This is a genomic window from Pseudomonas sp. CDFA 610 (assembly GCF_021147865.1).
GTDB classification, from domain to species: Bacteria; Pseudomonadota; Gammaproteobacteria; order Pseudomonadales; family Pseudomonadaceae; genus Aquipseudomonas; species Aquipseudomonas alliivorans.
On the sequence record NZ_JAGTPM010000008.1, the window covers coordinates 128,373 to 152,334 of the forward strand.

The 23,962-nt window shown below is 58.0% G+C and carries 20 protein-coding genes and 1 pseudogene; 11 read left to right on the forward strand and 10 right to left on the reverse strand.

What is annotated here, in order from left to right:
• Window positions 1-28: 28 nt before the first annotated feature.
• From KDX39_RS16340 to KDX39_RS16365, 6 genes are all read right to left on the reverse strand, one after another.
• The gene (locus KDX39_RS16340; protein ID WP_231661067.1) at window positions 29-1,444 is read right to left on the reverse strand and encodes an OprD family porin; all 1,416 of its coding nucleotides are present in this window, start codon (window positions 1,442-1,444) and stop codon (window positions 29-31) included.
• A gap of 155 nt (window positions 1,445-1,599) precedes the next feature.
• Complete coding sequence (locus tag KDX39_RS16345; protein ID WP_231661068.1) at window positions 1,600-3,198, reverse strand: ABC transporter substrate-binding protein; 1,599 nt, start codon at window positions 3,196-3,198, stop codon at window positions 1,600-1,602.
• A gap of 312 nt (window positions 3,199-3,510) precedes the next feature.
• Entirely contained in the window at window positions 3,511-5,133 is a 1,623-nt protein-coding gene (locus KDX39_RS16350; protein ID WP_231661069.1) for an ABC transporter substrate-binding protein, read from the reverse strand.
• Between the two features lie 264 nt (window positions 5,134-5,397).
• Window positions 5,398-6,999, reverse strand: coding sequence for an ABC transporter substrate-binding protein (locus KDX39_RS16355; protein WP_231661070.1), 1,602 nt, complete (start codon window positions 6,997-6,999; stop codon window positions 5,398-5,400).
• A gap of 105 nt (window positions 7,000-7,104) precedes the next feature.
• Window positions 7,105-8,652: an HET-C-related protein gene (locus KDX39_RS16360; protein ID WP_231661071.1), complete on the reverse strand. Its 1,548-nt coding sequence runs from the start codon at window positions 8,650-8,652 to the stop codon at window positions 7,105-7,107.
• Window positions 8,653-8,980: 328 nt separating this feature from the next.
• Window positions 8,981-9,697, reverse strand: coding sequence for an SIMPL domain-containing protein (locus tag KDX39_RS16365; protein ID WP_099226692.1), 717 nt, complete (start codon window positions 9,695-9,697; stop codon window positions 8,981-8,983).
• A 192-nt stretch (window positions 9,698-9,889) separates the two neighbouring features.
• Here KDX39_RS16365 and KDX39_RS16370 point away from each other — a divergent pair, with 192 nt between their 5' ends.
• The 8 genes from KDX39_RS16370 to KDX39_RS16405 all read left to right on the forward strand — a co-directional run bounded on the left by KDX39_RS16370 (window position 9,890) and on the right by KDX39_RS16405 (window position 20,270).
• Window positions 9,890-11,149, forward strand: coding sequence for an ATP-binding protein (locus tag KDX39_RS16370; protein ID WP_099226693.1), 1,260 nt, complete (start codon window positions 9,890-9,892; stop codon window positions 11,147-11,149).
• Complete coding sequence (locus KDX39_RS16375) at window positions 11,146-11,709, forward strand: response regulator transcription factor (protein ID WP_004883127.1); 564 nt, start codon at window positions 11,146-11,148, stop codon at window positions 11,707-11,709. The genes KDX39_RS16370 and KDX39_RS16375 overlap by 4 nt, the downstream gene beginning before the upstream one ends.
• A gap of 89 nt (window positions 11,710-11,798) precedes the next feature.
• On the forward strand, window positions 11,799-13,532 hold the full coding sequence (locus KDX39_RS16380; RefSeq protein ID WP_231661072.1) for an ABC transporter ATP-binding protein/permease: 1,734 nt from the start codon (window positions 11,799-11,801) through the stop codon (window positions 13,530-13,532).
• Window positions 13,533-13,632: 100 nt separating this feature from the next.
• Window positions 13,633-14,382 (forward strand): FadR/GntR family transcriptional regulator, encoded by a 750-nt coding sequence (locus KDX39_RS16385; protein ID WP_004883131.1) that lies wholly within the window; start codon window positions 13,633-13,635, stop codon window positions 14,380-14,382.
• Between the two features lie 326 nt (window positions 14,383-14,708).
• Window positions 14,709-15,620, forward strand: a complete 912-nt coding sequence (kdgD, locus tag KDX39_RS16390) for a 5-dehydro-4-deoxyglucarate dehydratase (RefSeq protein WP_231661073.1) — start codon at window positions 14,709-14,711, stop codon at window positions 15,618-15,620.
• Window positions 15,621-15,785: 165 nt separating this feature from the next.
• Entirely contained in the window at window positions 15,786-17,168 is a 1,383-nt protein-coding gene (locus KDX39_RS16395) for an MFS transporter (protein WP_099226696.1), read from the forward strand.
• A 10-nt stretch (window positions 17,169-17,178) separates the two neighbouring features.
• Complete coding sequence (garD, locus tag KDX39_RS16400; protein WP_004883146.1) at window positions 17,179-18,732, forward strand: galactarate dehydratase; 1,554 nt, start codon at window positions 17,179-17,181, stop codon at window positions 18,730-18,732.
• A 383-nt stretch (window positions 18,733-19,115) separates the two neighbouring features.
• Window positions 19,116-20,270: an L-dopachrome tautomerase-related protein gene (locus KDX39_RS16405; RefSeq protein WP_371321833.1), complete on the forward strand. Its 1,155-nt coding sequence runs from the start codon at window positions 19,116-19,118 to the stop codon at window positions 20,268-20,270.
• Window positions 20,271-20,401: 131 nt separating this feature from the next.
• Here KDX39_RS16405 and KDX39_RS16410 read toward each other — a convergent pair whose 3' ends face one another.
• The gene (locus KDX39_RS16410; protein ID WP_231661074.1) at window positions 20,402-21,028 is read right to left on the reverse strand and encodes a Yip1 family protein; all 627 of its coding nucleotides are present in this window, start codon (window positions 21,026-21,028) and stop codon (window positions 20,402-20,404) included.
• A gap of 222 nt (window positions 21,029-21,250) precedes the next feature.
• Here KDX39_RS16410 and KDX39_RS16415 point away from each other — a divergent pair, with 222 nt between their 5' ends.
• On the forward strand, window positions 21,251-21,490 hold the full coding sequence (locus KDX39_RS16415) for a PLD nuclease N-terminal domain-containing protein (protein WP_073172084.1): 240 nt from the start codon (window positions 21,251-21,253) through the stop codon (window positions 21,488-21,490).
• 363 nt (window positions 21,491-21,853) lie between these two features.
• Here the strand turns inward: KDX39_RS16415 and KDX39_RS16420 are convergent.
• Window positions 21,854-22,017 (reverse strand): annotated as a pseudogene (locus KDX39_RS16420) (termination factor Rho); the annotation flags it as partial.
• 54 nt (window positions 22,018-22,071) lie between these two features.
• Here KDX39_RS16420 and KDX39_RS16425 point away from each other — a divergent pair.
• Both KDX39_RS16425 and KDX39_RS16430 read left to right on the forward strand, forming a co-directional pair.
• Window positions 22,072-22,233 (forward strand): hypothetical protein, encoded by a 162-nt coding sequence (locus KDX39_RS16425; protein WP_231661075.1) that lies wholly within the window; start codon window positions 22,072-22,074, stop codon window positions 22,231-22,233.
• Window positions 22,234-22,244: 11 nt separating this feature from the next.
• Window positions 22,245-22,448 (forward strand): hypothetical protein, encoded by a 204-nt coding sequence (locus KDX39_RS16430; protein ID WP_231661076.1) that lies wholly within the window; start codon window positions 22,245-22,247, stop codon window positions 22,446-22,448.
• Between the two features lie 284 nt (window positions 22,449-22,732).
• Here the strand turns inward: KDX39_RS16430 and KDX39_RS16435 are convergent, their stop codons facing one another.
• Both KDX39_RS16435 and KDX39_RS16440 read right to left on the reverse strand, forming a co-directional pair.
• Entirely contained in the window at window positions 22,733-22,948 is a 216-nt protein-coding gene (locus tag KDX39_RS16435; protein WP_231661077.1) for a hypothetical protein, read from the reverse strand.
• 212 nt (window positions 22,949-23,160) lie between these two features.
• Window positions 23,161-23,946, reverse strand: coding sequence for a sulfite exporter TauE/SafE family protein (locus KDX39_RS16440; RefSeq protein WP_099226704.1), 786 nt, complete (start codon window positions 23,944-23,946; stop codon window positions 23,161-23,163).
• Between the last annotated feature and the right edge of the window lie 16 nt (window positions 23,947-23,962).

Sequence of the window (23,962 nt, forward strand, 5' to 3'; positions counted from 1 at the left end):
GTCATGCCGGTCGCCGTTTCCCCATCACTTACAGAATGTTGAACGGAATGGTAGTCACCAGACGGAACTCGTTGATGTTGCCATCAGCCTGGTTCTCGCTGGCGCGGTGAGTGGTGTAGGTCGCACGAATCGCGGTGGCCTTGAGTGGGCCGGATTGTACGGAGTACGAGGTGCCGATGCCGTACTCGTAGTGGGTTTCGCCGTCCATTGCGCGCACGCCGGTTTTAGTCTCAACGCCGTCGATGAACTGCGAATCGCCGTAAACGGTACCTTTGTAGTTGGTACCGTCGATGTCCCAGCCGCGGGCCTGATAGATGTTGAATTTCAGACCGGGCACGCCGTAGCTGGCCATGTTCAGCACATAGGCAATCTGCAGCGACTTCTCGTTCGGTCCGTTGAAGTCCGAGAGCAGGGAGTTGGCCAGGAAGATGGCGTTGGTGTCGTGAACGTAGTCGAAGTATTCGTTCCCGGACACTTCCTGGTATGCAACGCTCAGGCTGTGTGCGTTATGGGTACCGGTGAAGGAAAGACTGTAAGTGTCATTATCGATCGGACCCTGTTTGGCTTGGCCGGAATCCTTGGTCTTGTAGTAGTTCAGGTTGGTGCTGAAAGCCAAGGTCTTGCTGTCGCCCATTTCATGGGTGAAGCCGAAGTAGTACTGGTGCCAGAAGTCTTCCACGTTCGAGGCGTAGAGGCTGGTGGTCAGGCTTTCGAACGGCTTGTAGTCAGCGCCGAACATATCTACACGGTCGGCGGTCTGGCTGCGATCCCCGTACTCGGAGCGGAACCTGTCCAGGCTCTGTTCCATACGTGGCGAAACACGGTCGAAGCTGCCGGCCTGGAAAGACAGGTTGTTCAGCTCGTCGCTCTGCAGCGCCACACCCTGGAAGCTGGAAGGCAGCGCACGGTTGCCGATGAACGCGATCACCGGCGTGTTGACCGACTGGCGGCCCATGGTCAGTGTGGTGTTGGAGACGCGGGCTTTAAGGTTGGCCAGGCCCATTTTGCTCCATTGGCCTACGGCATCACCGTCTCGGTGCGCGAGGGTGCGGTTCGAGCTGCCCGCGAAGTCATCAGTGTCGCGGTCGAGTGCGATTGCGTTATACACCGCCAGTTCGGTAGAAAAGCCCACTACGCCTTGGGTGAATCCCGAGGTGTAATTGAGAATGGTGCCCTGTTGCCAGTTGATGCGACGTCGGGTCTGTTCGGCGACGCCGTTGTCGTTGTAGTTGAAAAACTCATCACGACGCTTTAACTCATTGGCATACCAGTTACGAGTGGTGCCGGTCAGGTGTTGGTCTTCAAGAAAACCGTTGGCTTCGGCCTGTGCGTTCTTGGTGCTCAGCCCGGTAGGCACGAAGGCTTGACTGACGGGCTCTGCCTGAACCATCGCGCCGAACGACGAGAGGGATAAAGCCAGTAACGCAGTGCTGGTTGTTTTCACGATGTACAGCTCCCTTTACTACTTTTATAAACGCCAGTTTTTTGAGTTCTGGCTTTGGTGATGCAGGGTTTAAGGCCCCGCCTTTTTATATGTTCTGGGCACAGACGAATCGCTCGCCGCCAGACGTGGCGGTGAGCGTTATCGCTGTTTACGGGTTACTCGGCGACGCTGACGCCCGAGAAGTTGTTACGACCGAACGGGCTGACGTGGAACCCTTCCACTTCCTTGCGCAACGGTTGATTGACCGTCGAGTGGGCAATGGGTGTGATCGGTACCTGCTCTTTCAGATAACGCTGTGCCTGCTTGTAGAGGTCGGTGCGTTGTTCCCGATCTGTCGTGGCAATGGCGGCCTTGATGAGCGCGTCGTATTTCTCGTCGCACCACATCGAGTAGTTGTTCCCGCCAATGGCGGCACAGCTGTACAGCGTGCCGAGCCAGTTGTCAGGGTCACCGTTGTCTCCGGTCCAGCCGATCAGCGAAATATCATGCTCGCCGTTCTTGGTGCGCTTGAGGTACTCGCCCCATTCGTAACTGACGATCCTTACCTTGATACCGACCTTCGCCCAGTCGGACTGAAGCATTTCGGCCATCAGCTTTGCGTTGGGGTTGTACGGGCGTTGCACTGGCATGGCCCAAAGCGTCAGTTCGGTGCCTTCCTTGACACCGGCATCACGCAGCATCTGCTTCGCTTTCTCCGGGTCATAGGCGACGTCCTTGATGGTGTCGTCATAGGACCACTGGGTCGGCGGCATGGCGTTGACGGCCAAATGGCCTGCGCCCTGATACACCGCATTGATAATGGCTTTCTTGTTGACGGCCATATCCAGTGCCTGACGTACCTGCAGGTTGCCCAGCGGTTCGTGGCGCACGTTGTAGGAGATGTAGCCGAGGTTGAAGCCCGGACGTTCCATCACGTTCAGTGCCTTGTCGGACCTGAGCGCTTCCAGGTCGGCCGGACGAGGGTTCAGCGTGACCTGGCACTCGTTCTTGCGCAGCTTCTGCACGCGCACCGAGGCATCGGTGTTGATCGCGAAAATCAGCTGGTCGATCTTTACCCGGCTCGGATCCCAGTATTCCTTGTTGCCGCGGTAGCGGATCTGCGAGTCCTTCTGATAGCGCTGGAACACGAACGGCCCCGTGCCGATGGGCTGCTGGTTGATGTCCCGTGCATTACCGCTGGCCATCAATTGTTCTGCGTACTCAGCGGACAGAATGCCTGCGAAGTTCATCGCGATGTTCTGGATGAATGCGGCATCAACGGTGTTCAGGGTAAAGACCACCGTCAGAGGATCGGTCTTCTCGACGGACTTTATCTTCTTGTTCAGACCCATGCCGGTGAAGTACGGGAACTCGGTGGGGTAAGCCACACGAAACGGATGATCGGGCTTGAGCATGCGGTTGAAGGTGAACAGCACGTCATCGGCGTTGAAGTCGCGGCTGGGTGTGAACGTCTTGTTGCTGTGAAACTTCACGCCCTTGCGCAGATGGAAGGTGTAAACCAGACCATCCTGCGACACGTCCCATGAGGTTGCCAGTCCCGGCACCACGGTAGTGTCGCCTTGCTTGAATTCGGTCAGGCGGTTGTAGATGGGCTCGGAGGCGTCGTTATCGGTGGCCGACGTGTATTGAGCACTGTCGAACCCCGCCGGACTCGCTTCTGAACAGAACACCAGATTGCTAGCCATGCTGGTCATCGGAGTCAGTGCAAGCAGACTCAGACTCAGGCAAGACGTCATCGCAAGAGTTTTACGCATGATGATCCCTATCCTCAAAGGACGAGCACTCAGGCTCGGTAACTAACAGGCCCTTGGGCGATAACTGAATAAAACAGTGTGCTTGCAGGTGGCGGGCCAGCGGATGGCGGGCTTCCTGCTTTTGCCATTGCCTTTGACGGTATGTCGTTGAAGGCATCCGGTAAATAGGCTTATAGGCTGCAAGACGTGTAGGAAATATTCCCCAGATAGGTGGCTTAGTGCCTTTAGTTGCACTTGGCCCACTAACCGGACGGATTTCTTTATTCAGGAATAGCGTCGACTGTGCTGCGTGAGCAGCACAGTCGAATCGCCTTACTTCACGCTTACACCATAGAAGGAGTTCAAGCCGAACGGGCTGATCTTGAAGTCCTGCACTTTGGTGCTCATGGGTTGGTAGACCGTCGAGTGCGCGATAGGCGTCATCGGCACTGCGTCCTTGAGAAGGTGTTGCGCCTGTTTGTACAGTTCGGTGCGTTTGGCCTGATCGGGTGTCGATTTGGCCTGCTTGATGATGGCGTCGTAAGGCTTGTCACACCATTTGGCGAAGTTGTTGCCGTTCAGGGCATCACAGCCGAACAGGGTGCCGAGCCAGTTGTCCGGGTCACCGTTATCACCGCTCCAGCCAATCAGCATGGCGCCGTTCTCGCCATTCTTGGCGCGCTTGATGTACTCGCCCCACTCGTAGCTGACGATACGTGCGTTGATACCGATCTTCTTCCAGTCGGACTGGAGCATCTCGGCCATCAGCTTGGCATTCGGGTTGTATGGACGCTGGACAGGCATGGCCCACAGGGTGATTTCGGTACCTTCCTTGATGCCGGCTTCCTTGAGCAGGGCCTTGGCTTTCTCGGGATCGTACTTGGCATCCTTGATCGTGGTGTCATAGGACCACTGGGTCGGCGGCATGGCATTGACGGCCAGCTGGCCTGCGCCCTGATAGACCGAATCAATGATCTGCTGCTTGTTGACGGCCATGTCCAGTGCCTGACGCACCTTGAGCTGGGACAGCGGGTTCTCGCGGTCTTCACCCTTGATCTTGTCCATCACGTTGTAGGCGATGTAACCCAGGTTGAAGCCAGCCTGATCAGGCATTTTCAGATTCTTGTCGGCCTTGAGCGGCTCCAGGTCCGCCGGACGTGGATAGGCCGTGATCTGGCATTCGCCTTTCTTGAGCTTCTGGATGCGTACCGACGGGTCGGTGGTGATGGCGAAAATCAGGTTGTCGATCTTGACGTCTTCAGGCTTCCAGTAATCCTTGTTGCCGGTGAAGCGGATGTTGGAATCCTTCTGATAGCTTTTGAACACGAACGGACCCGTGCCGACCGGCTTCTGGTTGATGTCCGCTGCCTTGCCTTCCTTGAGCAACTGGTCGCCGTACTCGGCAGACTGGATCGAGGCAAAGCTCATGGCCAGGTTCTGAATGAACGCGGCGTCGACAGTGTTCAGCACGAACTTGACGGTGTAGTCGTCGACCTTCTCGATCTTGGCGATGTTCTTGTCCATGCCCATGTCGGTGAAGTACGGGAACTCCGTCGGCGCCGCTTTGCGGAACGGCATGTCCGGATTGATCATACGGTTGAACGTGAACAGCACGTCATCGGCGTTGAAGTCGCGAGTCGGCTTGAAATACGGGGTGGTGTGGAATTTGACGCCCTTGCGCAGATGGAAGGTGTACGTCAGTACGTCGTCAGAGATGTCCCAACTGGTCGCCAGGCCTGGCTGAACGGCGGTGCCGCCGCGCTCGAACTGGGCCAGACGGTTGAACATGGTCTCTGCCGATGCGTCGAAATCGGTACCGGTGGTGTACTGGGCCGGGTCAAAGCCCGCGGGGCTGCCTTCGGAGCAAAACACCAGATTCGATGCTGCGTGAGCGAAAGGTGCACTTGCGAGCAGGGTGGCGCCGACTAGAAACGGAATGACCGCGTGTTTGAGCATGGTGGCCTCAGTTGTTGTCATTTTTTGATTAGAGGAACCGACCTCGTGAGCCGATCCATCCGATACTTATGCAGGGGCCATACCCAAAGCAAGATGCTGACGTCAAAGAAGCCACAAAGAGTGGCACGATCGTACAGGAATGTCGCGAAAGTGTAATTTTCTCGGTATTTGATCGTTTGCGTGACCCGTTTCGAAACAAATCACGCCCCATAAAGGGGCGTGCAGGTGGGGTTAATGCACCCGGTTAGGGCTGTGACTGTTACCTCACTTGCTCAGACTGACCCCATAGAAGGGTGTGAGCCCGAATGGACTGATCTTGAAGTCCTGCACTTCCTTGCGCATTGGCTGGAAAACTTTGGAGTTGGCAATCGGCGTGATCGGCACCTGTTGCTTGAGAATGTGCTGGGCCTGTTGATAGAGCTTGATGCGCTCATCGCGATTGGTTGTCAGCTTTGCCTGCTGGACCAGTTTGTCGTAAGCCGGGTCGCACCACTTGGCGTAGTTGCTGCCCTTGACGGCGGCACAGCTGTACAGCACGCCGAGCCAGTTGTCCGGGTCACCGTTGTCGCCGGTCCAGCCGTAGATCATCGTGTCATGTTCGCCGGCCTTGGCGCGCTTGATGTACTCGCCCCATTCATAGCTGACGATATTGGCCTTGATGCCGATCTTGTCCCAGTCGGACTGGATCATCTGCGCCGACATGCGTGCGTTGGGGTTTGAGGCGCGCTGAACCGTCATGGCCCACAGGTCGATTTTCGTACCCGGTGCCACGCCCGCTTCCTTGAGCAATTGTTTTGCTTTCGTCAGGTCGCGGGGAGCGTCCTTGATTGTCGGGTCATAGCTCCATTGGCCCGGTGGCAGTGCGTTCTGGGCCAGTTGGCCTGCGCTCTGGTAAACAGCCTTGATGATGGCCTGCTTGTCGATGGCCATGTCCAGCGCCTGACGAACCTTGAGCTGATCGAGCGGCGGGTGAGTCACGTTGTACGCCAGAAAGCCGAGGTTGAAGCCCGGCTGACTCAAGACCTTGAGCTTCGGATCCTTCTGCACTTCCTCGATGTCCTGCGGGCGAGGGTAGCCACTGACCTGACATTCGCCGGCCTTGAGCTTCTGCAGGCGCACGGCGGCATCGCTGTTGATCGAGAAAATCAGGTTGTCGATTTTCACATCTTCGGGTTTCCAGTACTCGGTGTTACCGGCGTAACGGATCTGCGAGTCTTTCTGGTAACGCTTGAACACGAACGGACCGGTGCCGACAGGCTTCTGGTTGAGGTCCTGGGCCTTGCCTTCCTTCAGCAACTGGTCGGCGTATTCGGCCGACTGGATAGAGGCGAAGCTCATCGCCAGGTTCTGTACGAACGCTGCATCAATATTGTTGAGCGTGAATTTGACGGTATTGGCGTCGACCTTCTCAACCTGCTTGATGGTGGTGTTCAGGCCCATGTCGGTGAAGTAGGGCGATTCGGAAGGGTATGCCTTGCGGAACGGGTGGTTCGGGTCCAGCAGGCGGTTGAAGGTGAACAGCACGTCATCGGCATTGAAGGTGCGGGTCGGTTTGAAGTAATCAGTGGTGTGGAATTTCACACCCTCGCGCAGGTGGAAGGTATAGGTCAGGCCATCGGGGGAAACGTCCCAGCCTGTTGCCAACCCTGGCTCCACTTCCGTTGCGCCGCGCTTGAATTGCGTCAGGCGGTTGAAAACGGTTTCAGCCGAAGCGTCGAAATCGGTGCCGCTGGTGTACTGGCTGGGGTCAAAGCCTGCCGGGCTCGCCTCGGAGCAATACACCAGGGTTGTGGCCGCCTGAGCAAAAGGTGCGCAGGCCAGCAGCGCGCTGGTCAGGATCAGCGGTTTGAAAATGGTTTGTCCCATGGAGCCCTCGCGAAGTGCGGCAGTACCGTGCTGAATGTTGACACGTGCAATGTCGACAAAAGATGTAACACGATAGTGCCGCACTTGGTTCGAGTCGGACAAATCTTACTTGCCAGTAATTCTGTTCCACAGATCAGACAGCGAGGTGCTTTCGAAGAAAGTGTCCAGAAAGTTGCCGCTGCTTCGCTCGAATTTCTGCAACGCCTCGGTCGCATCGCCTTGAATGCGCAGGTGGAACTGATCCAGTTCGCTCTTGAGGGCTGCGCGTCTGACCTGCTCAGGATTGGCCTCGGCCCACTCGCGAACCAGGGTGTCCTGCCAGTCCGTGTCCATGGCATGGCTGAAAAACCGTGCGGCTACTTGCGAGGGATGGTCGGTGTCTGGCGTGCCACGCCATTGACCCAGTACTGCGCGACCAACTTCAAGTACCGCCTTCTTCGCCATCAGCGCAGCCAGATCATGCAGCGGGTGTTCAGCGTGGTCTTTGGCCAACTGCGAGTGCGAAGGATCTGTCGAGCCGTTGGTATTGGGATCATCGCCAAGCCCGGTCTGGACATCGTCGATGCTGTTGCTCAGAAAAGTCATCAGGCTCTGCATGACGCTGCCGATGGCGTTACCGAGAAGCCTGCCAGGGGTGGCGATGAATGCGTAGAAACGTTCGACCTGCTCGGAGAAAGACAGCCGTGCCCAGCCGTCGCGGGCGCTGAGAAAGTCCTGATAACCCTGCAGCAGTCGTTCGTCCGGATGCTCGCCAAGCAGGATAAGCAGGATCTGGTCCCGTTCATAACGCGCGCCGGGCTGGATGGCTTCGAAGGGTTTTTCGTTGTTCTCGAACAGGATTTTGCCCAGCGGTGCTGCCAGGCTGGCAATGATGTCGCTACCGCCGAAACTTCCCGTGACCAATGGCAGGCGATGCCTGCACTCGGTTTCGGAAGTCCACGGCAGCACATCGGTATGGCCCAGCTTGATCAGGCTCAGTTCGACGAAGTTGGAATGGGCAAAGAAGTCTTCAAGTATATGCAGTGCTGCGCCCATTGCCCTGAGCCCATCGGTAGAAGAGGGGCCCGCCTGTACGGTGATGTCCAGGTCTGCTGTCATCAGGTCCACGGAGCGCTGTAAGTAACGTTTCATGGAGGTCTCGGGATCAACCTGCAGCACCGGATCATCGGGCAGCATCCAGTCATCGAAGTCTGCATCGCGTGCCTTGGGGTCGTCAGGTTTCGGGTTGACTGCCCTTGGGTTGTCGATGTGCTCGCTGGCGCGATAAACACCCAGTCGCTGCGGTGTCACGATGAAGCGTGAGCGGTCGATTTTCATCAAATCCGTGAAGGCCCGTACGGCGAGGACGTCAACGATTTGCGTGATGGCTTCGCGGGACAGCACGTCAGGGAAACGTTTGGGCATATCGGGTGCGCGGACGAGCTTGGGGTCGACCAGTTGCGAATAGTCGCGCAGCCAGTTGCCGTAATAAATGGCGCGTATTTCGTCCTGTCTGAAACCGGCTGTTTCCAGAACGGCCTCGATCGAGCCATGGGTGTGCAGGTGTTCGTCACCTTCACCGGCCTCGAACCGAAGCGGCACCGGAAGCGGCTCGGCAACGTTGTCATGCAGAGGGTGGGCGGGGTTTTGGCGTGTGGGGTTCGAAGGATTCATCCGTGATTCCTGAAAGTGGGGCAAGTGCTCGAGTAGGCGGCAATGCCCGGCTGGGGAGTGCATTCAAGTTTATGGATGGGGAGATTTGGTGGAATCGGCCAGCGCGGCGGATGTTGTAGGACATAGCCGAGGATGGCAGGAATCCAGGGAGCAGGAGAGGGCGAAAGTGAACATGCAACATGCGCCAGGCGTGTTGAATCCTCAGCCGATAGCGTTTGTGACGCGGAGTGTCACGGGATGCATGCCCATGCGGAGCGATGGGCATGATCCGTGTCGAGGCCGACTCGTCTCTAATGACGAACGCGGAGCGAGAGCGTGGTCAGCGATCCTATGGAACCGCCACCTCAATCACACCATCCGCCGCCACGCTCACCTGGCTTGTGCCCGCTTCGACGTCTGGCGTAGGCGCCGCGTCTTCTCGCGAAGACTTCATCATCATGGCCACTGGCGCACGCAGGTACGGCTGTGGGTAACCCGAGGTGTTGAGGTTCAGGTTGACCAGCTTGTAGCCGGTACCGCCCAGCGCTTCGGTGACCAGTTGGGCGCGGGCCTTGAACGCCGTGACTGCGTCCTTGAGCAGGGTGTCTTCACTGGCCTTGCGTGTGGCTGGCGAGATCGAGAAGTCCATGCCGCCCATTTTCAGATCGCCGAGCAGTTCGCCGGTCAGCTTGGAGAGGACGGCGAAATCGGCACTTTCCAGACGAACTTCTGCGCGCTCACGCCAGCCAGTGATCTTCTGGCCCTTGTCGTCGTAAATCGGATAGCTGTTGCGGCTGCCCTGACGAATCTTCACGTCCTTGGCCTGGCGCGCCTGGCCCAGCGCCTTGTTCAGCGTCTCGGTCACCTGGGCAGCCAGTTTCGCGGGGTCGCTGTCCTGCGCTTCGGTGTACAGCGTCACCATCATCAGGTCTCGCTGGACTTCCTGATTGACCTCGGCGCGCAGGGAAATCTGGTTGTAGCGGGCTTCTTCGGCCATTGCAGGGAGGCTGGAGAGGGTAACGGCAGCCAGAGCAAAGAGCGTGGCGGCAGGACGGAGAGTGAACATGAGAACTCCTTGTTATAAGACGGCCGTCGACTGCTGTCGGACGGCGCAAACCCATGAGACTGTAACCCTGGATACTGGTTCCTGCATCCCCGACACGCCCGACGATGCGGCGCGTTGACGCACTTTTCCAGTTTTGCGCCATGCTTGGTTATACTCGTCCCGATCCGCCTGGAGCGCTCATCAGGAGAGCTCATGCTCGCCCCCGTCCAAATGCTTTCAGCCACGCGTCAGAACCTGTGGCGCCTGACATTCATCCGCATCCTGGTGCTGGCCGCACAAGCCGGTTCGGTGGGGATTGCCTGGTTGTTCGACTTTCTTCCGCTGCCCTGGCTGCAGCTGTCGATCACCCTGGGCTGCTCGCTGATTCTCTGTCTGCTGACCGTCATTCGCCTGCGCACCTCGTTGCCGCTGACCGAACTTGAATATGCCTTGCAGCTGGCGCTGGACCTGCTGATTCACAGTGCGCTGCTATATTACTCGGGCGGCTCGACCAACCCGTTCGTGTCTTATTACCTGGTGCCGTTGACCATCGCGGCGGCGACGCTGCCATGGCGCTATTCACTGATTCTGTCCGGCTTCGCGCTCGGGCTGTACACCTTCCTTATGGTGCGGTCCTATCCGTTGGAGACCTACCCCATCGCTCGCGAAAACATGCAGATCTACGGCATGTGGCTGAGCTTCGTGCTGGCGGCCGGGGTGATTACTTTCTTTGCCGCGAAGATGGCTGAAGAACTGCGCCGTCAGGATCAACTGCGCGCCGAGCGCCGGGAGGAAGGCCTGCGAGACCAGCAACTGCTGGCGGTGGCCACGCAGGCAGCCGGTGCGGCTCATGAGCTGGGTACGCCGCTGGCGACCATGAGCGTGTTGCTCAAGGAGATGCGCCAAGACCATAGCGATCCGGCTCTGCAGGATGATCTGTCGGTGCTGCAGGAACAGGTCAAACAGTGCAAGCAGACGCTTCAGCAACTGGTACGCGCTGCCGAGGCCAACCGGCGCATGGCGGTCGAGACACAGCCGGCTACGCAATGGCTGGACGAATCGCTCAACCGCTGGCACCTGATGCGTCCTGAAGTGAGCTATCGCTTTCAGAAACGGGGCAAGGACGAGGTGCCGATGCTGGCGCCGCCACCGGACCTCACTCAGGCACTGCTCAACCTGCTCAACAACGCCGCCGATGCCTGTCCCGACGGGCTGGAAGTCAATCTGGACTGGGACAGTACGGAAGTCTGCATCAGTATTCGCGACCACGGCGCCGGTGTGCCGCTGGCCATTGCCGAGCAGATCGGCAAACCGTTCTTTACTACCAAGGGCAAAGGCTTCGGCCTCGGCCTGTTCCTGAGCAAGGCCAGCGTCACCCGCGCGGGTGGCTCGGTAAAGCTCTACAGTCATGAAGAAGGCGGTACGCTCACCGAGCTGCGACTGCCCCGTGACACGCGAGGAGAAGAAGCATGAGTGACGAAGAGATTCAGGTCGAAGGCGAAGAGTTGCCGCACCTGCTGCTGGTCGATGACGACGCGACCTTCACCCGGGTCATGGCCCGCGCCATGAGCCGTCGCGGTTTTCGGGTCAGCACCGCAGGCTCTGCGGAGGAGGGCCTGATACTGGCGCAGCAGGACATTCCCGAATACGCCGCGCTGGACCTGAAGATGGATGGCGATTCCGGTCTGGTGCTGCTGCCCAAGCTGCTTGAAATGGACCCGGACATGCGGGTGGTGATTCTCACCGGCTATTCGAGCATCGCCACCGCTGTCGAAGCCATCAAGCGCGGTGCGTGTAATTACCTGTGCAAGCCGGCGGATGCCGATGATGTACTGGCAGCCTTGCTGTCGGAACACGCCAACCTCGACACGCTGGTGCCGGAAAACCCGATGTCGGTGGATCGCCTGCAGTGGGAGCATATTCAGCGTGTGCTGACCGAGCATGAAGGCAATATTTCGGCCACCGCACGCGCGCTGGGCATGCACCGCCGTACCTTGCAGCGCAAATTGCAGAAGCGTCCCGTACGGCGTTGATGAAGCTTTTTTCATGGTGATCGTTCAGGCGTTTTTTTGCTTCATTGTGGTCAGGCATCGTTCTTTTGCAGACAGCGAGCCTGAATTACATGAAACGCAATGCCGAATATTCCGTCGTCAACGACACCGTTAACGGAGCGTTTTTCCCCAGGGTATGGAGGCTGATTACGCCGTATTGGCGCAGTGAAGAAAAAACCATGGCCTGGGTGCTGCTGGCCTCCGTGGTTGCGCTGTCATTGTTCAGCGTGCAAATGTCAGTGATGTTCAACAGCTGGTATCGCGAGTTCTACAACGCCTTGCAGAACAAGGACACGGGTGCTTTCACGCACCTGATCCTGTATTTCAGCGGCCTTGCCGCCATCGCCATTTTCGCTGCCGTGTATCGGCTCTATCTGACGCAAATGCTCACCATCCGCTGGCGACGCTGGCTGACGGAGCAGCATTTCGCACGCTGGCTGGCGCACAAGAATTACTACCACCTGGAGCAGGGCGGTTACACCGATAACCCGGACCAGCGTCTTTCGGAAGACCTTAACGAATTCACAACCAGCACTCTGCACCTGGGGCTTGGCCTGATGAGTGCGGTGGTCAGCCTGGTGTCGTTCTCGGTCATTCTGTGGGGTGTGTCGGGAAGTATCGAACTCTTAGGCATCACCATTCCAGGCTACATGTTCTGGGCCGCCATGCTTTACGCCATCGTCGGCAGCTTTCTGACCCACTGGATTGGCCGACGTCTGATTCCGCTGAACAACCAGCAGGAACGCTACGAAGCGGACCTGCGTTATGCGTTGGTGCGGGTGCGGGAAAACGCCGAAAGCATCGCGCTGTCCGCCGGCGAAAAAAATGAAAACCAGCGGCTGAGCGGCCGGTTCTCGATGATCTGGCATAACGTTCTGACCTCGATGAAGGTGCAGAAGCGACTGACGTTCTTCACGTCGGGCTATGGCCAGATCGCGATTATCTTTCCGTTCGTTGTCGCAGCGCCCCGGTACTTTGCAGGCAAGATCGAGCTGGGTGATCTGATGCAGATCAACTCGGCGTTCGGCAACGTGCAGGAGAACTTCAGCTGGTTCATTAGCGCGTATGACACGCTGGCGTCCTGGCGGGCGACCAGTGATCGTCTGCTGAGCTTCCGTCAGGCCATGAGCGACCATGAAGCTCAGGTTCCATCGATTCAAAGGGTGCAGACCGGGAATGCGGTTGACCTGAAAGACCTTGGCCTCACGCTGGCCAGCGGTCGGCATTTGCTTCAAAACGCTCATCTGCATATCGGGCAAGGCGAGAAAGTGATGCTCAGTGGCCGGTCAGGCAGTGGTAAAAGCTCTTTGCTCAGGGCGCTTGGCGGCTTATGGCCCAAAGGTACGGGCAAGATCGGCATACCGGAAGGGCGCGCCCTGTTTCTGCCGCAACGACCCTATCTGCCAATCGGCACCTTGCGTGAAGCCTTGAGTTATCCACAGCCGTCCGAAGCATTTCCTGCTGAACGGTACGTCGATGCGCTGCGCAAATGTCGTCTGGAACCGTTGGTGGCGCGACTGGATGACAGTGATCACTGGCAACGTGTGCTGTCGCCCGGCGAGCAGCAGCGGATGGCCTTCGCCCGTGCGCTCTTGCTGATACCGCAGTGGCTTTATATGGATGAGGCGACCTCTGCCATGGACGAAGAGGACGAGGCGGCGATGCACCATGCGATCTTCAATGAAATCCCTGGCCTGACGCTGCTCAGCGTGGGACATCGCAGCAGTCTCAAGCGCTTTCATGACAGGCATGTACAGGTCGAAGGTGGGCAATTGATCGAGCGGCGGGCGTCTGAACCGGCCTGATGAGGCTTATGGACAGCGGGGCCGAGCTTTTGGGGTGTGATCATACAACCGCTGAGCTATGATTGACGCTTGTTTAACTGTCCAGAGATCGATGTTGGATATGGAAAATCAAAGCGCCCCGCCCCGCGCCCGTAGAAAGCACCGCAGCCTTGCGCAGGAGCTGGTGACTGAACTGTCCGAACGTATTCGCAGTGGACAGCTCAAGCGTGGCGATAAATTGCCCACTGAATCCGCGATCATGGAAGAGCAGGGCGTCAGCCGTACTGTGGTCCGTGAAGCGATTTCACGCCTGCAGGCGTCCGGCCTTGTGGAAACCCGCCACGGGATCGGCACCTTTGTGCTGGATACGCCGAGCCCGAGCGGCTTTCGCATCGACCCGGCCACCATCGTCACCTTGCGTGATGTGCTGGCCATTCTCGAATTGCGCATCAGCCTGGAGGTCGAGTCCGCCGGTCTGGCCGCACAGCGCCGCAGCGCCGAAGAGCTGGCTGCCATGCGTGCCGCGCTGGACGCGTTGAATGAAAGCGCTGCTCATGCAACCGATGCGGTGGCGTCTGACTTCCAGTTCCACCTGCAGATTGCGTTGTCGACCGGCAACCGCTATTTCACCGACATCATGACCCATCTGGGCACCAGCATCATTCCGCGCACTCGGTTGAATTCTGCGCGGCTGGCGCATGACGATCAGCAGCACTACATGGACCGGCTGAGCCGCGAGCACGAGGAAATCTACGAGGCCATCGCCCGTCAGGACTCCGACGCCGCCCGTGCCGCCATGCGCCTGCATCTGACCAACAGCCGCGAACGCTTGCGCCACGCCCATGAAGAGGCTGAATCGCAGCGCGCCTGATGTGACACAGAGCGTCGCGGTCTGCACGCCCAAGCGGAGCGTGGACACGATCGGCTTCCCTTGGAACGCTGATCGTCCTCACGCTCCGTAAGCTGCTCAAGGCACCTCGGTCTCGACGAAAACTCCGGTTATCGTATAACTTTCAGCAACCCTGAATCCCGCCAAACTTAAGCCCGCCAAGGCTTCCAGTCCCATTCATCGCTTTGTAAGACAAAAATCCGTAAATGCCAGTTGAGGGAATGTATTTTCAGTTGTACGATGACTTACGACATCGGCACTGCCCCGGTGATCCATTCACATTTTATGTCCCACAGGGTGTTCGAATAATGAATCCACAAGAACTGAAGTCCATCCTCTCTTCCGGTCTGCTGTCCTTCCCGGTTACCGATTTCAATGCCCAGGGCGACTTCCATCGCGCTGGCTACATCAAGCGTCTCGAGTGGCTTGCCCCGTACGGCGCCAGCGCTCTGTTCGCAGCCGGTGGTACAGGTGAGTTCTTCTCCCTGGCCGCCAGCGAATACTCCGAAATCATCAAGACTGCCGTCGATACCTGCGCTACCAGCGTGCCTATCCTCGCAGGCGTAGGCGGCCCGACTCGCCAGGCCATCGAATACGCTCAGGAAGCCGAGCGTCTGGGCGCCAAAGGCCTGCTGCTGCTGCCGCACTACCTGACCGAAGCCAGCCAGGACGGCGTTGCCGCGCACGTTGAAGCTGTCTGTAAATCGGTCAAGATCGGCGTGGTTGTCTACAACCGCAACGTCTGCCGTCTGAACGCTTCGCTGCTGGAAAAACTGGCCGAGCGCTGCCCGAACCTGATCGGCTACAAGGATGGCCTGGGCGATATCGAACTGATGGTTTCGATCCGCCGCCGTCTGGGCGACCGCTTCTCGTACCTGGGTGGTCTGCCGACCGCTGAAGTCTATGCCGCTGCCTACAAGGCGCTGGGCGTACCGGTCTATTCCTCGGCAGTGTTCAACTTCGTACCGAAACTGGCGATGGATTTCTACCACGCCATTTCCCGTGACGATCACGAAGCAGTCGGCAAATACATCGATGACTTCTTCCTGCCTTACCTGGAAATCCGTAACCGTAAAGCGGGCTATGCCGTCAGCATCGTGAAAGCCGGTGCGAAAATCGCAGGCTACGACGCAGGTCCGGTTCGCACGCCGCTCACCGACCTGACGCCGGAAGAATGCGACATGCTCGCAGCGCTGATGGACAAACAAGGCAAGCAGTAACACCTCTGAAGACGGAACCGCTGAGCGATCAGCGGTTTTGTCGTTGGAATGCATGACCCGTACAGGTAGAAGCTGGCGTCGCCGCGACACTTCTAAGGGGCCTGTAGCGCTACACCCAAAAACAGATTTACCCGCGTAAAAAAATAACTAGTGGGAGTTCAATCGATGCAAACGTCCAAGCCGACGCACGTCCGCTATTTGATCCTGTTGATGCTGTTTCTCGTTACCACGATCAACTACGCCGACCGTGCCACCATCGCTATCGCCGGTTCCAGCATCCAGAAAGACCTTGGCATCAGTGCCGTCACTCTGGGCTACATCTTCTCTGCATTCGGCTGGGCCTACGTGGCCGGTCAGATCCCGGGTGGCTGGCTGCTCGACCGTTTCGGTTCGAAGAAAGTCTACGCCCTGAGCATTTTCACCTGGTCGCTGTTCACCCTGCTGCAAGGCTATGTGGGTGAGTTCGGCATCTCCACCGCCATTGTCGCGCTGTTCATGCTGCGCTTCCTGGTGGGCCTGGCCGAAGCGCCATCCTTTCCCGGCAACGCACGCATTGTCGCCGCCTGGTTCCCGACCGCTGAACGCGGCACGGCGTCAGCCATCTTCAACTCTGCGCAATACTTCGCCACTGTGCTGTTCGCGCCGTTGATGGGCTGGATCGTCTACACCTACGGCTGGCAGCACGTGTTCATCGTCATGGGCGCGGCAGGCATCGTCTTCTCCGCCATCTGGATGAAGGTCATCTACAGCCCGCGCAGCCATCCGCGCATCAACCAGGCAGAGATCGATCACATCGCCAGTAACGGCGGCATGGTTGACATGGATCAGGACAAGTCGAAGTCGAAGAAGGACGCCAGCAGCGGCCCGAAATGGGATTACATCAAGCAGTTGCTGACCAACCGCATGATGCTGGGCATCTACCTGAGCCAATACTGCATCAACGGCATCACCTACTTCTTCCTGACCTGGTTCCCGGTTTACCTGGTCCAGGAACGCGGCATGACCATTCTCAAGGCTGGCATCATCGCCTCCTTGCCGGCCATCTGCGGTTTCATCGGTGGCGTACTGGGCGGGATCATCTCTGACTACCTGCTGCGCAAGGGGCACTCGCTGACCTTCGCCCGCAAGGCACCGATCATTGGCGGTCTGCTGCTGTCGACGTCCATCGTGACCTGCAACTATGTCGACATCGAATGGATGGTCGTGGGCTTCATGGCCCTGGCATTCTTCGGCAAAGGCGTGGGCGCACTGGGCTGGGCTGTCATGTCCGACGTATCGCCCAAGCAGATCGCCGGTCTGAGCGGCGGCCTGTTCAACACCTTCGGTAACATTGCATCGATCACCACCCCGATCGTGATTGGTTACATCATCAGCACCACCGGCTCGTTCAAATGGGCACTGGTGTTCGTCGGCGCCAACGCGCTGCTGGCGGTGATCAGTTACATTTTCATCGTGGGTGAAATCAAGCGTGTGGAATTGATAGAGCCGCCTGTAAAGGGGCCATTGCCGACCGATCCGGCCAGCAACCTTTCCGAAGCAAAATCCTGAGGAAACCGTGATGAACCTGATTCAACATGCCGATTCTCCACGTTACATCCGGCTGCATCCGCTGGATAACGTGGTGGTCGTGGTCAACGACCAGGGTGTGCCGGCCGGAACCGAATTCGATAACGGCCTGGTGACTGTCGATAACGTACCGCAGAGCCACAAGGTCAGCACCGTTGACCTGGCCGAGGGCGATGCCGTGATCCGTTACGGCCATACCATCGGCTATGCCCTGCAACCGATACCGCGTGGCAGTTGGGTCAGGGAAGACCAGTTGCGCATGCCGTCAGCACCTGCGCTCGACAGCCTGCCGATGTCCGATGCCGTACCTGCGAAGGGCGAGCCGCTGGAAGGCTATACCTTCGAAGGCTATCGCAATGCCGATGGCACCGTGGGCACTCGCAACATCCTGGGCATCACCACAACCGTTCAATGCGTGACCGGAGTACTCGACTTCGCCGTCAAGCGCATCCGTGACGAACTGCTGCCCAAATACCCGAATGTCGATGACGTTGTGGCCCTGACCCACAGCTACGGCTGCGGCGTGGCCATTACCGCCACCGACGCCTACATCCCGATCCGCACCGTGCGCAATCTGGCGCGCAACCCGAATCTGGGTGGCGAGGCGCTGGTCATCAGCCTGGGCTGTGAAAAGCTGCAGGCCGGTCAGGTCATGCACGAGGGTGACAGCTCGGTGGACCTGAGTGAGCCCTGGCTCTACAAGCTTCAGGACTCCAGCCACGGCTTCAGTGAAATGGTCGAGCAGATCATGGACTTGGCCGAGGTTCGCCTGAAGAAGCTGGACCTGCGTCGTCGCGAGACGGTGCCGGCATCCGAGTTGATTCTGGGCATGCAGTGCGGCGGCAGCGATGCGTTTTCCGGCATCACCGCCAACCCGGCGCTGGGTTATGCGTCGGACCTGTTGCTGCGTGCGGGCGCTACGGTGATGTTCTCGGAAGTGACCGAAGTGCGCGATGCTATCTATTTGCTGACTTCCCGTGCGCAGGATCAGGACGTTGCCCAGGCACTGGTGCGCGAAATGGACTGGTACGACCGTTATCTGGCCAAAGGCGAAGCGGACCGCAGCGCCAATACCACGCCGGGCAACAAGAAAGGCGGGTTGTCGAACATCGTCGAGAAATCCCTCGGGTCTATCGTCAAGTCCGGCAGCAGCGCGATCAACGGCGTGCTCGGCCCTGGCGAGCGGGTCAACGGCAAAGGCCTGATCTTCTGCGCCACGCCGGCCAGTGACTTCGTATGCGGTACGCTGCAACTGGCGGCCGGGATGAACCTGCATGTGTTCACCACCGGACGTGGCACGCCGTATGGTCTGGCGATGGCACCTGTCGTGAAGGTTTCGACCCGCACCGAGCTGGCCCAGCGCTGGCCAGATCTGATCGACATCGACGCCGGGCGCATCGCTACTGGGCGCGCGAGCATCGAGGACTTGGGTTGGGAGCTGTTCCACTATTATCTGGAAGTGGCCAGCGGCAAGAAAAAGACTTGGACCGAGCACTACCGCCTGCACAACGACATTACCCTGTTCAACCCCGCGCCGATTACCTGAGGTGTCGGGGCGTGTTCCCGGCAGGTGAGGTAGAAACATTCCCGCAATCCGCTATCGCTCTGAGGTAGCGGATGTCCTTCAGACAACCGTCTGACAGGTCTTCACATTTGCCCCTGTCAAAAACGGCGGCCATCTCTTGAGCGAAAGACATCAGGTGGTGACTGAGCCACTCGTGCAGTCGCCGTCAGCCGCCTCATTTTCTTTATTTGATTGAAAGTGTTAGTGAATTTAACGGCTTCTTTCTTTGCAACAAAGGGATCAGTATCCGCCGCAGATGTATTTGCCTGCTCGGTACAGCCGATCCTGCAAATGAGCCATGTTCATTTTCACTACTGGCCTGCTGATGCTGGCCAAGGAGACTTTTCTTGTCTTTCAAACAACCGATGTCCTGGGCCTCTGCGGCCCTGATGGTTGCGCTCGGTAGCCAGGCTGTTCAGGCTGCGACTCCCGCCAAACTTCCAGAAGACAAGCCTGTGGGAAAAATCGAACAGGTCTTCGCGTTCCATGACGCCATGCCGACAGGTGTCAGCGTGAGTGAAACAGGGCGCATTTTTGTCAACTTTCCGCGTTGGGGCGACAAGGTGCCTTTCACTGTCGGTGAATTACGCGACGGCAAGGTGGTGCCTTATCCTGACAGCGCATTGAACCAGGCCGACCCTCAGCATCCCGAGAAGGGATTCATCAGCGTTCAGAGCGTCGTCGCCGACGGCTTGGGCCACCTGTGGATACTCGATACCGCTGCTCCGGAATTCTCCAGGCCGCTTGCTGGCGGTGCCAAACTGGTGGCCGTTGACCTCAAGACAAACAAGGTCGTCAAGACGCTGGTTTTTCCTGAAAACGTCATTCTGCCGGGCACCTATGTCAACGACATGCGTTTTGACTTCAGTGCCGGCAAGGAAGGCGTGATTTATGTCACCGACTCGTCTGTCAGTGGCCCCGGCGCGATCATTGTCATGGACGTTGCGACCGGCAAGGCCGTGCGTCGTTTGAGTGGCGCTGCCTCGACGTCGGCAGATCCGGGCTTTGTGCCAAGGGTTGAAGGTCAGGTACTGAAAATGCGTAATGCCGACGGTACCAGCAAACCCTTTGCGGTGGCGTCCGACGGTATCGCCTTGTCCTCGGATCGCCAGACACTTTACTTCTCTGCGCTTTCCAGCCGACACCTGTATTCGGTGTCCACAAAGCTGCTGCGCGATCCAGCCGTTACTGAGGAGCAACTTGTCGCAGCGGTACAGGATCTGGGAGAAAAAGGGCCGTCGGATGGGTTGGAGGCCGACAGCGATGGTGCGATCTACGCTGGCGACTATGAAGACAACAGCATTCGCAAACGTCTTGCGGACGGGACCTGGCAGACGGTCGCTCACGATCCTCGGATGCTGTGGCCGGACACATTGTCGGTGGCGAACGACGGCTACCTTTATTTCATAGCCAATCAGTTGCATCGCCAGGCGCTGTTTCACGGGGGCAAGGATTTACGGGAAAAACCCTATAGCCTGTTTCGGGTGAAGATAGACGCTACACCGGCCAGGACGCGCTGAGTTCAGTCCAGACGCTTGTCAAACAACCTGTAACCCATTGGAAACCTCAATTCGTGGGAGCGCCGCCCGGTCGCTCCCACGAATTTGCCGGGCGACAGCCTTGGCCACTCCAGAGGTGTACCGATCTTGCCTCAACCACCCGGCACTTCACCCAGCACGTTGCGCACGTAATCAGGCGTGAGCACGTGGTACCAGAGCAGTATCGTCGACACCAGAATCGTCACGAGCACCAGCACGCCGAAGCCCCAGACAGCGGCCGCATACAGCGGGGCGTTGCCCGGTGGCAAGCGCATGAAGGTGCCAATGCCGATGATCAACAGAAAGGTCGAATGGATGGATGCCAGTCCCAGTACCAGAATCATCAGCCAGCGGCTGGGGTACAGCCCTGCAAGGCCTGCGATGAAAAACGGGGTGATGGTGTAAGTGGCGAAGCCGATGCACTGGTTGAGCGTTGGCCGCGCTTCGGAGGTGCGTGACAGCCAGCGGATGAACGTACCCATCAACGTCGTACCGACCAGGATCGCGACGTAGAGCAGGGTACACAGCTGCAGTGCACTCTTGGTGCTCAGCCAGACCCTGTCCTCGAACGTCATGCTCCAACCCACTTGCGTCGTGCCAATGTACAGGCAGATGGCCGGAATCAGACCGAGCAGTATCAGGTGCGGCACATATTGGCGCGGGCTGTGCTCTTCCTCGTCGCGTATGTTTCTCCACGCTTGTGCAGGGCGGGTGAGCAGTTTGACGATAAGCGCGTTCATGACATTCCCTCCGATAGCGAAAGGGTCTCGCAGATCCTTGCGAGCCTCTTCGGATTGAATACCGCCTGACGCAATGGTTTCACCGCTCTGGACCGATGGCAGTCGAGCGCTCGGAAAAAGCCTGATTTTTCCTACTTCTCTGAACTTTAAGGGGCTCTCGAGCCTCTTCTACAGTAAGGGCGCCGGTCTGGCCGCCTTCGTTGAATGCGCAGGAGATTTCAAATGCCTTGGATATCGGAAAATCATTTGTGGCTGTTTGCAGCGATTACGGCTTTGATCGTGATTTCGGATATATGGGCGGTGATGCGTGTCCGTAAAAGCGTCACGGAGTCCAGCAACAAACTGATGTGGATCATCGTGATTGTCGCCGTGCCGATTCTCGGGGTGCTGGCGCTGCTGGTCGCCGGTCCGCGCCATGTCGACACACCCGCCAAGCCTGAACAGCAAAGCACCAAGTACTGAGGCCGTCTTCCGGGATTGCGTGCGGGTCTGCGGGTCACGGGTTACTTGGCTGAGTGGTGTGGGTTACCCACCAGTCGACCGCCAACGACCATCTCGCTGATTCGATTGGTGAGCGAGCCTTAGACGCTCTGGCTGGTATCGCTACTCAGTACATGGTCTGCACGGTCCACCAGACAATAGGTCAGTGAGTGCGCCAGCCCGGAGGCAGTGCGATCTCATCAACCTGGCATGTGCACATAGTCGTCGTGCTCCGATTCAATCAGTAAAACATCTCTCCTGAACTCCTCGAAGGCTGCCAGCGCCCGGTTGTTCACCGCTGTGACGGCCGAGCGGCAATTGAGACCGGCAATATTCAAACCCCTGGCGCGCTGCCGACTTGCTGGATGCCGGGGTTTTGGTTCCCGAGCCACCCTTGCGTTCGCCTCCGTCGGACTGCTCTGTTCGATGTGTTCGGCTTTGCGTTTCTGTTTGTCGGTGTATTTGTCTTTATTGGAGGTAGCGTCTTTTTTCGAGTTCGCGACAGGCATCGCCTGGCTCCTGAAATCCTGAATGAACGTCGAGCTGAGGTAGGACTCACGGGCATGCTCACCGCAATCATTCACACTGACCCTGAAATCAGGAAGGATGCAGCGGCGGCCGAGCTCAGCAAAAAAGGATGTGCGGCACAGTGGCAAAAACCTGAAACTCTGCAATTCTTCTGCAATGACGAGGTGTTTACATGCTCGCCATCCAGACCTGAATGAGGAGAGAGCGCATGTCGATCATCAGCAAATGGGCATTGCAGGCCGTTGTGCTGTTTTTGCTGGGCTGGATGGCAACTGTAACCACACACTGGAGCCGTTCGGTGGCCAGTGGTACAGGCAGTGACCGGCTGGCCGAGCAGAGCAGCGGGGCGCTGGGTAACCCGGTTGTGCTCGCAACCAAGGATTCAGGACAGCCTCGCTCGCAAGTGGAGTAAGTCGGATCAGGCAAGCTTTGCATGCGCGATGCAGGTCACTTTCTTGCAGGCAAAAAAATGGCCCACAACAGGGTGGGCCAAATGGGATTCATCAAAGGAGTGGGTTCAATTTACCCAGCCTGACGTGAAGAAGATGTGAAATGGATGTCACCGAAACGAGAATGGATTTCAGTTTTTATTCAGGTGAATAGTCCGGGAAAGACGAACAGCAAAACGCCGCTGTCAGGGCAGCGACGTTTCAGTTGTTACAGGAAACAAATGTTTCTGCAAACAGAAGCAAAGGATCAGCGAGCCATCGCCCTCGAATGTCGTTCAGGCACGCTTCGTTCGGCTACGGTATGTCGTGCGGACAGCGGAAGCGAATGGGGGGCGTCGATTCTGGATTTCATGCGGTCAGCAAATTCCTTGGCTTCCTGCCAGCTCCGGCAGGTCACCGGATAGTCGTCCAGCTTCACGACCCAGTGGGCCCCGTAAACACCTTCTTCAATTCGGATAAGCATTATTGGCATCTCCAGTCAGCAAGGATGAGTCTGTGCCGAGCACCGGCGCGAAAGCAGACCGGCAAAATCCTGCGCCGAAAAACGGCGTTGAGCTACAAAAAAATACAAATCCCGACCAATGTACCTGTGCAGCACAATGTGTTGCGCTGCACAGTCTTCAAAGCGTGTTTGCAGGGCGAGCCTGACGCATGGATGTGACAGCTTGACGTTGATCAGAACGCCAGCTTGAAGCCGATCATTCCCAGCATGATCGCCAGGAACGGACGCAACAGGTCATCAGACACGCGCCCGGCCATATGGCTGCCAAAATAGATGCCCGGTAGCGACCCCATCAGCAGCCAGCCCAGCAGTTCCCAATTCATGTTGCCCATGCTGGCGTGGCCCAGGCCTGCAACCAGAGTAAGGGGTACAGCGTGGGCGATTTCGGTTCCCACCAGGCGGCGGGTCGGCAGCAACGGGTACAGGATGAACAGCGCCACGGTACCGAGGGCGCCTGCACCAATCGACGTCAGCGCCACCATGGTGCCAAGAATCAGGCCTGTAACAACGGTAAGCACGGTCAGGCTGGTGCCTTTGAAAAAGGAATGCCCGTCACCACGGCCATGGGCGAAGGCCAGCAGTCTTTTCTTGAACAGGACGGCGAGGGCGGTCAGCAGCAACACGATCCCCAGCGCCTGTTTGATGATTGCGTTCAGGGCGTCGGGTGCCGCATGCAGGGTGCTCAGGAACCACAGCGTCAGCAACACTGCGGGCACGCTGCCCAGTGTCAGCAGACCGGTTATTTTCCAGTCGATATTGTCGTTCTTACGGTGAACCAGCACGCCTCCGGATTTGGTTATCGCGGCGTACAACAGATCGGTGCCCACAGCAGTTGCCGGATTGATACCGAACCACAGCAGTATCGGGGTCATCAACGATCCCCCTCCGACACCGGTCATGCCCACGATGAAGCCAACCACCAGTCCTGCTACTACAAACCCTAAACCACCCGCGTCCATATCCAACCCTGTCAAA

What these genes read in the sequence shown, in the direction of transcription:
- KDX39_RS16440 (WP_099226704.1), bottom strand. Translation starts at nt 23,946, where the DNA reads ATGGACGCGGGTGGTTTAGGGTTTGTAGTAGCAGGACTGGTGGTTGGC.
- KDX39_RS16345 (WP_231661068.1), bottom strand. Translation starts at nt 3,198, where the DNA reads ATGCGTAAAACTCTTGCGATGACGTCTTGCCTGAGTCTGAGTCTGCTT.
- KDX39_RS16375 (WP_004883127.1), top strand. Translation starts at nt 11,146, where the DNA reads ATGAGTGACGAAGAGATTCAGGTCGAAGGCGAAGAGTTGCCGCACCTG.
- kdgD (WP_231661073.1), top strand. Translation starts at nt 14,709, where the DNA reads ATGAATCCACAAGAACTGAAGTCCATCCTCTCTTCCGGTCTGCTGTCC.
- KDX39_RS16350 (WP_231661069.1), bottom strand. Translation starts at nt 5,133, where the DNA reads ATGCTCAAACACGCGGTCATTCCGTTTCTAGTCGGCGCCACCCTGCTC.
- KDX39_RS16435 (WP_231661077.1), bottom strand. Translation starts at nt 22,948, where the DNA reads ATGCTTATCCGAATTGAAGAAGGTGTTTACGGGGCCCACTGGGTCGTG.
- KDX39_RS16355 (WP_231661070.1), bottom strand. Translation starts at nt 6,999, where the DNA reads ATGGGACAAACCATTTTCAAACCGCTGATCCTGACCAGCGCGCTGCTG.
- KDX39_RS16380 (WP_231661072.1), top strand. Translation starts at nt 11,799, where the DNA reads ATGAAACGCAATGCCGAATATTCCGTCGTCAACGACACCGTTAACGGA.
- KDX39_RS16425 (WP_231661075.1), top strand. Translation starts at nt 22,072, where the DNA reads ATGCTCACCGCAATCATTCACACTGACCCTGAAATCAGGAAGGATGCA.
- KDX39_RS16360 (WP_231661071.1), bottom strand. Translation starts at nt 8,652, where the DNA reads ATGAATCCTTCGAACCCCACACGCCAAAACCCCGCCCACCCTCTGCAT.
- KDX39_RS16385 (WP_004883131.1), top strand. Translation starts at nt 13,633, where the DNA reads ATGGAAAATCAAAGCGCCCCGCCCCGCGCCCGTAGAAAGCACCGCAGC.
- KDX39_RS16405 (WP_371321833.1), top strand. Translation starts at nt 19,116, where the DNA reads ATGTCCTGGGCCTCTGCGGCCCTGATGGTTGCGCTCGGTAGCCAGGCT.
- KDX39_RS16395 (WP_099226696.1), top strand. Translation starts at nt 15,786, where the DNA reads ATGCAAACGTCCAAGCCGACGCACGTCCGCTATTTGATCCTGTTGATG.
- KDX39_RS16370 (WP_099226693.1), top strand. Translation starts at nt 9,890, where the DNA reads ATGCTCGCCCCCGTCCAAATGCTTTCAGCCACGCGTCAGAACCTGTGG.
- KDX39_RS16415 (WP_073172084.1), top strand. Translation starts at nt 21,251, where the DNA reads ATGCCTTGGATATCGGAAAATCATTTGTGGCTGTTTGCAGCGATTACG.
- KDX39_RS16365 (WP_099226692.1), bottom strand. Translation starts at nt 9,697, where the DNA reads ATGTTCACTCTCCGTCCTGCCGCCACGCTCTTTGCTCTGGCTGCCGTT.
- KDX39_RS16410 (WP_231661074.1), bottom strand. Translation starts at nt 21,028, where the DNA reads ATGAACGCGCTTATCGTCAAACTGCTCACCCGCCCTGCACAAGCGTGG.
- garD (WP_004883146.1), top strand. Translation starts at nt 17,179, where the DNA reads ATGAACCTGATTCAACATGCCGATTCTCCACGTTACATCCGGCTGCAT.
- KDX39_RS16430 (WP_231661076.1), top strand. Translation starts at nt 22,245, where the DNA reads ATGTCGATCATCAGCAAATGGGCATTGCAGGCCGTTGTGCTGTTTTTG.